This window comes from Pseudomonas sp. 3A(2025), from assembly GCF_054589175.1.
The window spans coordinates 180,992-194,084 of sequence record NZ_BAAILM010000048.1 but is presented as its reverse complement, the minus strand read 5'-3'; the positions used below and the strand labels follow the sequence as shown (position 1 = coordinate 194,084).

Genomic DNA, 13,093 nt, shown 5'->3' with positions numbered 1-13,093 from the left:
CACGGTTACCGCATAAGTCGTTTTTTTAGCCCTTGGCGGGCGAAGTGTCTTTGACATCAGCCGGGGTCGGCGCCATTTGCAGGTGCAAACGCTCACCGGTGTACGGCGTGTGCTTGCGCACGACGTCCATGTTCAGTTCCACGCCCAGGCCCGGCTCGGTAGACGGAATGATGTAGCCGTCCTCCCATTGCAGCGGTCTGGTCAGCACTTCGGCATGGAAGCCGCCCCAGGTCATGATGCTTTCCTGAATCAGGAAGTTCGGCGTGCAGGTCGCCAGTTGAAAGCTTGCCGCCGCGCCAATCGGGCCGTTGTACAAGTGCGGCGCGATCTGCGCGTAGTACGCCTCGGCCATACTGGCGATTTTCTTGGCTTCCAGTAGCCCGCCGCAGCGTGCCACGTTCATTTGCAGGATCGACGCACCACCGGCTTGCAGCAGCTTGAAGAACTCATACTTGGTGGTCAGCCGCTCGCCGGTCGCGATGGGAATGCTGGTCTTGGCCGCCACCTGGGCCATGGCGTCTTCCTGGCCCGGCGGTACCGGCTCTTCGAACCATAGCGGGTCGTACTTTTCCAGGCGCCTGGCCAGGCGGATTGCCGAAGACGGCACCATCTGCCCATGGGTGCCGAACAGCAGGTCGCACTTGTCCCCTACTGCCTCGCGGATCTTGCGGCAGAAGGTTTCGCAGCGCTCCAGCACTTCGAGGGAAATCTGGTGGCCCGAGTACGCGGTGTAAGGGCCGGCCGGGTCGAACTTCACAGCGGTGAAGCCCTTGTTCATGTTGTCGATGGCGCACTCGGCGGCCAGGTCCGGGTCGTCGTAGTCGTACTCGCCTTTACTGTTGACCGGGTACAGGTAGGTGTACGAGCGCAGGCGCTCGTTGACCTTGCCGCCGAGCAGCTCGTACACCGGCTTGTTGGCGGCCTTGCCGATGATGTCCCAGCAGGCCATTTCCAGGCCGCTGACCACGCCCATCATGGTCAGGTCCGGGCGCTGGGTGAAACCGCTGGAGTAGGCCTGGCGGAAGAAACGTTCGATATGGTGCGGGTCATGGTCGAGCAGATAGCGCTCGAACACGTCCTCGATGATCGGCAGCATGGCCTTGGGGCCGAAGGTGGCGGCGTAGATCTCGCCGACGCCTTCGATGCCGCAGTCGGTCTTGAGTTTGACGAACAGCCAGTACATGCCACCGATATGCGGCGGCGGGACGGCAACGATATGGGTTTCAAGGGCGACGATTTTCATCTCAGGCACCTGTCCGGTTGAATTTTTTACGATTGATTCGGGCGCGCAGGGTCAAGGCCGCAAGGGTGCCCAGCACGCCGATAAAGGCGATGTAGCCGAAATACAGGTCGTAGCCGACCTTGCCCGGATAGGTGTCGGTCAGGTAGCCGTTAATCAACGGAATAAAGGTGTCGGGCAGATACCCCACCACCGAAACAATGCCGATCGCCAAACCTGTGATGCGCAGCGGAATGTCGCAGCTGTCGAGGATGGCCCAGTACAGGCCGCGAATCGCATAGGTCATCAGGCCGATAAAGATCACCGTGCCGATCAGCAAGCCCAGGCTGTTGAGCGCCGGGAAGACGATCAGCCCGACCATGGCCAGGGTCACCAGCACCAGCGCGACGATCAGCACCGAGATGTTCGAGAACCTGTCTCCCAGCCAGCCGCCACCGATACCGCCAATCGGGCGCATCCATAACTTGATGGTGGTGATGGTGCCGGCCATGACCGCGGTCATGCCGCTGCCTTGCAGGTAGTCGGAGAAGCTGTAGGTGGCCCAGAACATGTGATAGCCGCAGAACACGATGGCGGTCACCAGCCACAGCTCGGGGATTTTCACCAGCGTGGCCAGGTCGCTGATCAGGTTGAACCTGCCCTTCTCTACCGCTGCGGTTTCGGCCAGTGATTTCGGATCCTTGAGCAGCACCAGCACACAGCCGATGGCAATGCAGACGAAGGAATACAGGTAGACCACCTGCTTGAAGCCCTCGGCCGCCGACTGGCTGCGGGTCTCGGTGGCATAAGCGAACAGGCCCAGCGCCACGGTGGCCAGCAACGCTTCGACCAGGCCACGCCCACCGTCGAGAATGCCGAAGAAACGGCCCTGTTCAGTGGGGTGGGCAATCATCTTCACGCGCTTGAGCACCGAGGCCCAGAACGTCAGGCCGGTGGTCAGGCCCCAGCAGCCGAAGATGATCATCAGGCCGGTCATCGACGGTATGCTGGCGTACCACACGCCCAGCGCGCCGGTGGCCACCAGCGAAAAAAAGATCAGGAAGCGTGGCGGCAAACGGTCCGCCAGCCAGCCGCTGGGCAAATAGCTAAGCAAGAAGACGGTGCCAAGCATGGAGTACAGGTAACCCAGCTCGCTGTGGTTGATCTGGAATACCTCCAGCATGGTGGTCTGGTAGACCTGGCGCAGGTAGAGGATCGGGTAGATCGCGCCAGCGGCCAGTACCAGCAACATCAACTGGAAATAGCGACGGGCGGTGTCGCTGCTTGCTGCAGGCACGGCAGCGGAACCCTGGGCAATGGGTGCAGGTTTGGACATCGTTTGAACCTCAGGCACCCAATACACAGGTGCCCTGATGATTGTTTTTATTGAAGGTGCAGCCGGTGTGGGTGAATCAGTACTTCATGACCACCAGACGGGTCTGGGTGAATTCAAGCATCCCGTGCTTACCGTCATCGCCGCCCAGCCCTGAGCGTTTCCAGCCGGCGTGAAAACCCTGATACGGGTCCGCCGGGGTACGGTTGACGTACAGCTCGCCGGCTTCGATGGCGTTCGCCACCTTCATCACCGTGCGGTAGTTCTCGGTGTAGAGCACCGACGACAGGCCGAACTGATGGTCGTTGGCCATGGCCAGGGCTTCGTCGATATCGCGGTACTTGAGCACTGGCAGCACCGGGCCGAAGATTTCTTCCTGGATGATCTCCATGTCCTGGCGGCAACCGCTGAGCAAGGTCGGCGGGTAGAAATGCCCCGGCCCTTCGGGCAGCACGCCGCCCGCTTCCAGTACCGCGCCGGCAGCGACGGCGCGCTCGACCATGGCGTGGATGTTCTGGCGGGAACTGGCGTTGACCAGCGGGCCCATCCTGTCCGGGTCGGTTGCGCGATCGCCGAATGTCACCGCGCTGATCCTGGTTTTCAGCAGCGCCAGGAATTCTTCGTAGATGCTTTCGTGTACATACACCCGCTCCACCGCCGTACACAGTTGGCCACAGTGGGTGGTCTTGGACGCAACAATGGCGCTGGCCGCCTGTTCCAGATCGGCATCGGCCTCGATGATCGCCGGGGTCTTGCCGCCCAGTTCCAGGGACGGCTTGGCGATATTAGCCTTGCAGTAATCCAGCACGATACGCCCGGCGTTCACGCTGCCGGTCAAGGTAATCAGGCCAACGGCTTTGTGGGTGCACACGCTGGCAGCGGTGGCGTGGTCCATGGTGAGGATATTGATCACCCCGGCCGGAATGCCGGCGGTGACCACGGCCCTGGCGATTGCAAACGCCGACAGCGGCGTGTTGTTGCTCGGGCGCACGACCACGGTATTGCCCGCGATCAACGCCGGCGCGATCTTGCGCAGCAGGGTGTAGACCGGGTAGTTGAACGGAATCAGGCACGCCACCACGCCAATTGGCTCGCGTTGCAGAAACAGGTTCTCGTCCGGGGTATCGCTGGGGATGATCTCGCCTTCGATGCGGCGTGCCCATTCAGCGTGGTAGCGGGTGATCTGCGCGGCGTAACGGGCTTCGTTGCTGGCATCGCTGACGCTTTTGCCGGACTCGCAGGCCAAGGCACTGCCGATGGCTTCGGCGTGGGTGTCCAGCGCGTCGGCAAAGGCTCGTAGGTGTTCGGCGCGTTCGATACTGGTGAGCTTGCCCCAGGTTTTCTGGGCGATGGCTGCGGCGTCGACGGCGGCGATGGCCTCATCGGCGGTCGCGGCGCTGACATGGCCGGCCAGGGCTTCGGTGGCCGGGTTGTAAACGGCGATCAAGGCGTCGCTGGCAGGGGCGGCGAATTGGCCGTTGTAGAAATTGCGCTCGAATTGCATGTGGTTTGCCCAACGTTGTTGTTTTGCGAGTGACAGGCAGTTTTGTCAATGCGCGGGAGTTGGACAAACGACTTATTGGACGGGGTAACGTGAGAAAAAGGCAGTTTAGTGGGGTTAAAGCTCATACCGCTGCGGTAGAGGGCTCAAGCTGACGCTGCGCCAGCCAGATTTCCTCTTGCAACCAGCGCCCGAACACCTGCAACTGCGGCATATCCGTCTGCTCGGGTCGCGTCACCAGCCAGTACGACTGATGCCCCTCCACGTGCACATTCAACACCTGCGTCAACTGCCCGCACGCCAGCTCTGCCGCGACCATATGCCAATCCGCAATCGTGATGCCCAGCCCATCCGTCGCCGCACGGATGGCCAGGTCCAGCAGGTCGAATTCGTACCCGCCCTGGGTATCCACCCCATGAATGCGCGCCGCGTCCAGCCAGTGCTTCCACGTCAGGTAACGCTGGTCTTCACGGGCCAGCACATGCAGCAGGGTCATGCGATTGAGGTCAACGCCATCATTGCATTCACGCGCATACAGCGACGGTGCGCACACCGCGATGTGCCGTTCCTGAATCAGCAATGAACTGTCTAGCCCATCCCACTCACCATTCCCAAAACGAATGGCACAGTCCAGCGTGCTGGTTTGCGCCAGACTGTCCTGCAGGCACGTGGTGATGCTCAATTCCAGCTCTGGATGAGCTTCGCGCAGGCGGCCCAGGCGCGGCATCAGCCAGCGGCTGGTAAAGGTGGGCGGCGCGTTGATGTGCAAGCGGTTGGAGTGGGTTTTCTGCTGGATGCTGCGCACCGTCAGCTCGATCTTGTCGAAGGACTGGTGCAACGCCCGCAGCAGCACGCGCCCGGCGCTGGTCAATTCAAGGTGATGGTGACGCCGTTCCAGCAGGTTCTCTCCCAGTTGTTCTTCCAACTGGCGCACCTGACGGCTGACGGCGCTTTGGGTCACGTTCAACAGCTCGGCAGCGCGGGTAAAACTGCCGGTGCTGCCGGCCACTTCAAACGCCTTGAGGGCATTGAGACCGGGCATTTTACGTTTCATAACAGGCACTCGAAAACGGCTGACGAGAAATCAAGCTTCCCACGATGCGCGGGAAAATTCCCGCGCAACATACCTTTTTGTGCGGGTCAGCGTGAATCCATCAGACGCTTCAAAGCCTGCAAGGGATAGGGTCAGATACTCAAAGCCAGCATCGAGGACCGGCCAACATGGCGTGGCCTGTCGGCATACCCCGAATACCCCAGCCGGTGTTGCACACTCTCCACCAACGCCTCTATCTCAGGCACCTGGCAACCCGCCGGGCGCCAGTACATCAAGCGCACCGGGTCAATCGGCGGAAAACCCTGGTGCTCATCCAGAATCTGCCAGCCCTGCGGCACCAGACGCCGCGCCATCACGCCCACCGACAAACCTTGCTCAATGGCAATCGCCAGCCCTCGAGGATTCTGGCTGGTGGACGCCACATGCCATGAGCGCCCGGCCCTGGCCAGCGCCTGCATGGCATTGGCGCGAAGCGCACAACCCTCAGCGTACACCGCCAACGGCACCGACTGGCGTCCTACGCAACTCCAGCTCGGCGCCGCCACCCACACCAATGGCTCGTCGCACAGGTATTGCCCCGGTGGCAAACCGGCATGTTCGACCCCCAGCACCAGGTCCAGTTCGCCGCGATTCAGGCGACTGATCAGCGCGGCGGGCATGTCGTAACAGAGGTCCGGGCGCATCTGGGCAAACTGTGCCTGAACGTCCTGGAGCAAGCCGTCCAGGCAATATTCTGCGTAGTCCTCGGGCATGCCCAGGTGAATGCAGGCGTGGTCATGGGGTAATTGCACGGCGCTGATCGCCTCGTGGTGCAGCTTGAGGATCTGCCGTGCGTAGATCAGAAAGGTTTCTCCGCCAGGAGTCAGGTCGATCGAACGACCGGTGCAGCGAATCAGTGGCGTGCCGACGATCTCCTCCAGGTGCTGCAAATGCTGACTGACCGTGGATCGGGGTTGATGCAGACGTTTGGCCGCTGCCGGCACTCCCTGGCATTCGATAACTGCCACAAACGTTTTAAGTAAGCTGCCATCCAGTTCGCCTGTCATAACGATCACCCCATATCAGCGACATCATTAATGCAGAGCGATAGCCCATACAGGATTCGGGCCATGTTCAATTTCAGGCGCTGATCGACCAGGCGCGTATTGAACAGGCCGAAGACGACTGTTTTCTGCCCCAGGATGACCCGCGCCGCACTTTCATGGAGCACATGACCGGCGCTCAACCTGTCTAGCCTCACAGGCTGCTCCTGGCCGTCGCCGTAACATGCATTTATCGAAGGTTACTGCGCAGAATTTGTCGTTTGTCGATCTTCACGTAAATGACAAAACTGCGGCCATCTCTAATAAAAACAACATGAGAGCCGCCCTATGTCCCATCTCGTTGCCCACCTCCTTACGCCGTTACGCCTTGTTTTCCTGCCAGCTTTACAGCGGTCCGTGCTGCGCCTTGCAGGCGCTCGCCACTGACCCTTGCGGTTCAACAACAACGCATATTCGCAAGTATCGGAGAGGCTTATGAAAGACTTGACGACCCTGGACGGCAGCGTGCCGCATCCAGCCGTAAATGACCTGTGTGCCCAAGTGCAACGTGGCGAGATCAACCGCCGGCAATTTCTGCGTACCGCCACCCTGCTGGGCATTGGCGTGGCCAGCGCCTCCAGCTTTATCGGCTCGGCCCTTCTGGGCAATGACGCCCAGGCCGCTGACGCTACCCCGGCCCGCCAGGGCGGCAGCCTGCGCTTTGCCTGTGCGATCCAGGAAATCCAGGATCCGATGCTGATCACCTGGATCGAGGCCTCCAACCTGCTGCGCAACTCGCTGGAATACCTGACCTGGGTCGACGCCGACAACATCACCCACCCGTACCTGGCCGAGAGCTGGAGCCCGTCCGAGGACCTCACCACCTGGACCTTCAACCTGCGCCAGGACGTGAAATGGAGCAACGGCGACCACTTCAACGTCGACGATGTGCAGCACAACATCACGCGCTGGATCGCCGCCGACTCCAAGTCGGTCAACCGCACCGCGTTCCAGGACATCAAGGCCTTCGAAAAAGTCAGCGATTACCAGTTCCGCCTGCAACTCAAGCGGCCGATCCTGGCGATCCCGGAGATGCTCAACGCCTTTACCTGCGCCCTCGTACACCGCAGCTTCAAGGCCGGCGACGACTGGGCGAAAAACCCATTGGCCACCGGGCCGTTCAAGCTGGTGTCGTTCGCGGTGAACAAGCAGGCGACGTTCGCCAGGCGCGCCGATTACTGGGGCAAGCCCGCCAACCTCGACGAACTGCGTTACATCGACATGGGCACTGACGTGTCGACCCACCTCGCCGCGCTGCAGGCCGGACAAGTCGATGTGCTGTACCGCGTCACCGTGGCCGAGCTGGACCTGGCCAAACGTCTGCCCGGTGCGCAATTGCTCAGCTGCAAATCGGCGCAGACCGTGGTCATGCGCATGGCCTGCGACCAGAAGCCGTTTACCGATGTGCGCGTGCGCAAAGCCGTGGTGCTGTGCGCCGACAACGCACAGATGCTCAAGGTCGCCTATCGCGGCATGGGCACGCTAGGCGAAGACCACCATGTGGCGCCGTCCCACCCCGAGTATTTCCCGCTGGCCAAGCGCGTACGCGATGTCGCCGCGGCGAAAAAACTGCTGGCCGAAGCCGGTTTCGCCAATGGCCTGGACATCGACCTGATCGTTGGCAACACCCAGGGCCGCTATGAGCAGGACTGTGCGCAGATCCTGCAACAGAACTGCCTGGAGGCCGGCATTCGCATCAACCTCAAAGTGGTGCCGGCGGCGCAATACTGGCCCATCTGGGACAAGGCCGCGTTCAGCCTGACGTATTGGGCGCATCGCCCGCTGGGCGTCATGTCCCTGGAACTGGCCTATCGCGGCGGCGGTGCCTGGAATGAAAGCCACTACAGCGACCCGGCCTTCGATGCGGCTCTGGACAAGGCGATGGGCATCATCGACCCGAAACAGCGAGCCGTGGCCATGCAGAGCGTCGAGCAGATCCTGCAGGATGCCTGCGTGATCGTGCAGCCGTTCTGGGGTGACAAGTTCACCGCTGTAAGCAAAAAGGTGCAGGGATTCCAGGTGCACCCTTCCGACTTCTATCCGATGGGCAATGTCTGGCTAAGCGCCTGAACTTCAGGGGCTTTGAAGCCAGGCCACACCCTTCATTCCCATCATCCGTCGGAGCATGCACCTGATGGTTCACTTTCTGTTGCGCAAACTGCTGATGCTGCTGGCGACGCTGTTGTCGGTATCGCTGATTGTGTTCCTGGCCCTGGAACTCAATATCGAGGACGTGGCAATCAACGTCCTCGGCCCCTACTCCGCCGCCGACCAGCGCGCGGCGTGGCTGCTGGAGCACGGCTACAACCAGCCATTCGCGTGGCGCTACCTGGTCTGGCTGAAAGACTTTATCAGCGGTGACTGGGGCACCTCGGTGTACTTCCGCGAGCCGGTGCTCACGCTGTTGCTGCCCAACCTATGGCAAACCCTGACCCTGGCCGGGCTGGCGTTGCTGGTGATGGTGCCGGTCGCGCTGACCCTGGGCATCCTCGCCGGGATTCGCCAGGGTTCGATGATCGACCGGCTGGTGTCGTTCCTGTCGATTGTCACCACCTCGATCCCGGACTTCGCCAGTGCCGTGTTCGTCTCGGCGATCTTCGTGTTCTGGCTCAACTGGTTGCCGGGTGTCAGCAGCATGAGCGACGGCTTCAGCGCCATTGAGCTGGTGCTGCCGCTGATGGTGCTGTGCCTGTTCGGCATCGGTTACCTGGCGCGTATCACCCGGGCGTCGATGGTCGAAGTGATGCAGGCGCCGTACATCCGTACGGCGCGGCTCAAGGGCGCCTCCACCTCGCGCATCGTATTGCGCCATGCGCTGCGTAATGTGCTGATCGCGCCGGTCACGGTGATCATGCTGTACATCCCCTGGCTGCTCTCCAACGTCATCGTCGTCGAGGTGTTTTTCGCCTACAAGGGCTTCGGTTCGATGCTGTATACCGCGTCGCTGAACCATGACGTCTACCTGATCGAAGCCTGCGCGATGATCAGCGGCGTGGTGGTGGGCATCAGCAAGATCTTCTCGGACCTGGCCTACACCTGGCTCAACCCGCGCATCACCCTGCGCAGTCTTGGCGGAGGCAGCCAATGAACCTGCTCACATCCTTCAAACATCCCCTGGCCCTGCTCGGCCTGTTACTGGTCGGCGGCTGGGTGCTGATCGCACTCTGTGCGCCGTGGCTGGCGCCGCATGATCCTCTGGAAAGCTTTACGCCGTTACTGACGCCCATGACCGCCGGTGAAGACGGCGCGAGCTTCTTGCTGGGCACCGACATGATCGGCCGCGACATTCTCTCGCGCCTGATCTGGGGCACACGCACCGTGCTGTTCTGGTCGATCCTGGCCACCGTCACCGCGTTTGCCGTGGGCATTGCCATGGGCCTGTGCGCCGGTTACTTCAACGGTTGGGTGGATGCGGCGCTGTCCTATGTGGCCGACACCGTACTGTCGTTTCCGGTACTGGTGTTGTACATCGTGATCATCATCGCCCTCGGCGCATCGGCGCTGAACATCCTGATTGCGGTGACCTTCACCAGTGCGCCGGCGATCTTTCGCATCATGCGGGCGTTGACCATCGATATTCGCTCCCGCGACTACGTGCTCAGCGCCATCACTCAGGGTGAAGGCTCGCTGCGCATCATGCTGGTCGAGATCCTGCCCAACTGCGGGGGCCCGCTGATCGTCGATTTCTGCCTGCGCATCGGCTACACCGCGATCATGATCGGCGCCCTGGGCTTTCTCGGCCTCGGCCTGCCGCCGCCCACGCCCGACTGGGGCGGGATGATCAACGACGGCCGCGCCATGGCCATTTCCTTCCCGCATCTGGTGCTGTTCCCGTGTATCGCCATTTCTACCCTGATGCTGGGCCTGAGCCTGCTCGCCGACGGGCTGGATGAACACGCGCAGCAAGGCCCAAGGAGTTGAGCATGAACAGCCAGCAAACCGTATTGCGGGTCGACAACCTCAGTATCAAACTGCCCAAAGGCGCCGACCGCAGCCACGCCGTGCACGGCATCAGCCTGGAAGTGCGCAAAGGTGAAATCCTCTGTGTGATCGGCGAGTCGGGCTCGGGCAAATCCGTGCTGTCGGCGGCGATCATGGGCGATTACGCCAAGGGCCTGCGCCATGCCGGTGGCGTGATCGACTTTCTCGGTAGCGATATTTGCACCCTGGATGAAGGCCGTTTGCGTTCATTGCGCGGCAACCGTATCGCCATGATCTTTCAGGAGCCCATGGCGGCGCTGAATCCGGCCATTCGTATCGGCAAACAAGTCGAAGAAATCTTCGATATTCATGCGCCGCAGATGCCGTTGGCCGAGCGCCGGGAGCGCATGCTGGCGCTGTTGGCGTCCACCCAGTTGCCAGACCCGCCGCGCATCGCCAACAGCTTCCCGCATCAACTGTCCGGCGGCCAATGTCAGCGCGTGGTGATTGCCATGGCATTGGCGATGACCCCGGACCTGCTGATCGCCGACGAGCCCACCACCGCCCTCGATGTCACTACCCAGGCGCAGGTGCTCAAACTGGTGCGCGACCTGCGCGGCCGGGGCCAGCACGGCATTCTGTTTATCACCCATGATTTTGGCGTGGTGGCGCAGATTGCCGACCGGATCGCGGTCATGGAGGGCGGCCGCCTGGTCGAAATCGGCGAGCGCGATCAGGTGCTCAATGCCCCGGCACACGCCTATACACGCAAGCTGATCGCTGCGGTGCCGGCATTGCATCCGGAGTTGCATGCACCCAGTGCCGACGGTGAAATGGCCCTGCGCATCGAACACCTGACCAAGACCTATGACGTCGGCGGCAGCCAGGTGGCGGCGCTGCGCAATGTGTCGCTGAACCTGCCACGGGGCAAGACGCTGGCGATTGTCGGCGAGTCCGGCTCGGGTAAAAGCACACTGGTAAAAGCCGCGATCCGCCTGGTGGACAGCGACAGCGGGCATGTGTGGGTCGGTGATACCGATTTTCTTGCCTTGCGCGGCGCCGCCTTGGCGGCCAACCGTCGGCGCATCCAGATGATCTTCCAGGACCCTTACGGTTCCTTGAACCCACGGCATCGCGTCGGCGACATCATCGCCCGCGCCGCGCAACTTCGCGGTTTATCGGCCAAGGACGCCTGGGCCGAAGCCGGTGACTTGCTCGAACAGGTCGGGCTCAAGCGTGACGCCCTGCAGCGCAAGCCCCGGCAATTCTCCGGGGGCCAGCGCCAACGCATCGGCATCGCCCGCGCCCTGGCCATGCGCCCTGAAGTATTGATTGCCGATGAAAGCGTTTCCGCGCTGGACGTATCAGTGCAAAAGCAGGTGCTGGAGCTGCTGGCCGACCTGCAAAAGCAGTTGAACCTGAGCATCCTGTTTATTACCCACGACCTGCGTGTGGCCGCACAGATCAGTGACCACATCGCGGTCATGCGCCAGGGCGAAGTGGTGGAATACGGCACCGCCGAACAGGTGCTGCTGCGCCCACAAAACAGTTACACCCAGACGCTGCTCGCCGCCGCCCCCGGTGCCTCTGAGCTACCGGCTGCCGAACCGGTGCTGCGACTGATCCGTCCCGCAACCCACTGAGTTCGACCCATTTCCCCGCGTCGCAGCCTTCGCTGCGGCAACGGGCTGCTGTTGCCAAAAATAACCACTGCCCAAAATAACCAATAACGAGAGCCCAATCATGCGACCCACCTTAGGCTACTTCGCTTTTATTCCCATGCTCGGCGCCCTGGCGGCGCCGGCCATGGCCGTGCAGGTCACCGACAACCTCGATCTCGGCGGCGCCGTCCGTGCACGCTGGGACTATGACCCGGACCGTGACATCCAGAAATTCGGGCTCGACACGGTGTTTCTCAGCGCCAAATACACCTCTGACTCCTGGATTGGCGAGGCGCAGTACCGCTTCTACGGGCGCTCGTACCCTTACCAGTACACCAAAAACTACGGCGACATCCAGTTCGCCAAATTCGCCTGGGTCGGCTACAGGTTCAACCCCGGTCAACAGGTGCAAGTGGGCCTCAATAGCGTACCGTTCGGCTTGCAGCCGTACTTCGGCAGCACCTTCTACGAGACTTTGGGCAACGTGATTGGCCTGGAAGACGTGCAGCAGGTCGGGGCCAAATACATCCAGCAAAGCGGTGACTGGAACCTTCAGGCCGGTTATTACCTGCGCCCGGCATGGCAAGGCAAGGGCACCAGCAAGGGCGTGACCTACTCCAGCGTGGTCTCCGGCGCCGACAGCTACGTCGGTGACGGCAGCGACAACCAGGAACGCAACACTGTGGTCCTGCGCGTGGCCAAGGCTCTGGACCTGGGCGACTGGAAATCCGAAGTGGGCTTGTCTGGCCTGACCTCGACCCTGAAAAACAAGGACACCGGCAACGACGGTCGCCGCAACGCCGTGGCCATTCATTATCTGGGCAAGAACGGCTCTTGGGGCGTGCAATTACAGGCGGCGCGCCAGCAGATGTCACCGCGTAACGCCGGTACCGATGAACTGGTGACGCTGGGCGGTTATGACGGTACGTTCAACGTTGCCAGCCGGGGCAACCTGTATGTGGCGGACCTGAGCTACGACGTGGGCGGCAAGTACCTGTGGGACCAGGTCAGCGGCGTGAAGCTGTATGCCAACTACAGCGCCTTCGATAAATCTGCCGATGAATTCAAGACCTCACAGCGGATCATCCTGGGGACCTCGTTTTCGCTCAGCAAGCTATGGATCGCCACCGAGTGGTTGATCGGCAAGAACGACCCGTACATTGGCGGCAGTAGCTATACCCAGAGCCTGGGTGCTGGAGGCAGCAATCAGTGGGAGAATCAGCTGTACATGAACATCGGCTATTACTTCTGACAGACCATTGACGGCCGTCACCGGCAAGCCCGCCCGCACAGCGTCGTGCCGTGGGCTTGCCAGCAAAACA

General features: G+C 61.5%; 11 protein-coding genes. 5 read left to right on the top strand and 6 right to left on the bottom strand.

Annotated elements, in window-relative coordinates:
- Positions 1–25: 25 nt before the first annotated feature.
- From ACYP2A_RS18720 to ACYP2A_RS18695, 6 genes are all read right to left on the bottom strand, one after another.
- On the bottom strand, positions 26–1,243 hold the full coding sequence (locus ACYP2A_RS18720) for a mandelate racemase/muconate lactonizing enzyme family protein (RefSeq protein ID WP_459747185.1): 1,218 nt from the start codon (positions 1,241–1,243) through the stop codon (positions 26–28).
- Position 1,244: 1 nt separating this feature from the next.
- Complete coding sequence (locus tag ACYP2A_RS18715) at positions 1,245–2,555, bottom strand: MFS transporter (RefSeq protein ID WP_459747184.1); 1,311 nt, start codon at positions 2,553–2,555, stop codon at positions 1,245–1,247.
- A gap of 76 nt (positions 2,556–2,631) precedes the next feature.
- A complete protein-coding gene (gene aldA / locus ACYP2A_RS18710; protein ID WP_459747183.1) occupies positions 2,632–4,056 on the bottom strand; it encodes an aldehyde dehydrogenase in 1,425 nt (474 codons plus the stop codon).
- 121 nt (positions 4,057–4,177) lie between these two features.
- Entirely contained in the window at positions 4,178–5,107 is a 930-nt protein-coding gene (locus ACYP2A_RS18705; RefSeq protein ID WP_459747182.1) for a LysR substrate-binding domain-containing protein, read from the bottom strand.
- Between the two features lie 131 nt (positions 5,108–5,238).
- Positions 5,239–6,153 carry a LysR family transcriptional regulator gene (locus tag ACYP2A_RS18700; RefSeq protein WP_459747181.1) on the bottom strand — a complete coding sequence of 305 codons (915 nt, stop codon included), beginning with the start codon at positions 6,151–6,153 and terminating at the stop codon, positions 5,239–5,241.
- Between the two features lie 5 nt (positions 6,154–6,158).
- Positions 6,159–6,332: a hypothetical protein gene (locus ACYP2A_RS18695; protein WP_459747179.1), complete on the bottom strand. Its 174-nt coding sequence runs from the start codon at positions 6,330–6,332 to the stop codon at positions 6,159–6,161.
- A 292-nt stretch (positions 6,333–6,624) separates the two neighbouring features.
- Between ACYP2A_RS18695 and ACYP2A_RS18690 the strand changes: the two genes are divergently transcribed.
- From ACYP2A_RS18690 to ACYP2A_RS18670, 5 genes are all read left to right on the top strand, one after another.
- Complete coding sequence (locus tag ACYP2A_RS18690) at positions 6,625–8,259, top strand: ABC transporter substrate-binding protein (RefSeq protein WP_459747178.1); 1,635 nt, start codon at positions 6,625–6,627, stop codon at positions 8,257–8,259.
- A 64-nt stretch (positions 8,260–8,323) separates the two neighbouring features.
- A complete protein-coding gene (locus ACYP2A_RS18685) occupies positions 8,324–9,277 on the top strand; it encodes an ABC transporter permease (protein ID WP_459747176.1) in 954 nt (317 codons plus the stop codon).
- On the top strand, positions 9,274–10,110 hold the full coding sequence (locus ACYP2A_RS18680) for an ABC transporter permease (protein WP_459747175.1): 837 nt from the start codon (positions 9,274–9,276) through the stop codon (positions 10,108–10,110). The genes ACYP2A_RS18685 and ACYP2A_RS18680 overlap by 4 nt, the downstream gene beginning before the upstream one ends.
- A 2-nt stretch (positions 10,111–10,112) precedes the next feature.
- On the top strand, positions 10,113–11,753 hold the full coding sequence (locus ACYP2A_RS18675; protein ID WP_459747174.1) for a dipeptide ABC transporter ATP-binding protein: 1,641 nt from the start codon (positions 10,113–10,115) through the stop codon (positions 11,751–11,753).
- Between the two features lie 100 nt (positions 11,754–11,853).
- Positions 11,854–13,023 (top strand): hypothetical protein, encoded by a 1,170-nt coding sequence (locus tag ACYP2A_RS18670; protein WP_459747173.1) that lies wholly within the window; start codon positions 11,854–11,856, stop codon positions 13,021–13,023.
- The last annotated feature ends 70 nt before the right edge of the window (positions 13,024–13,093 follow it).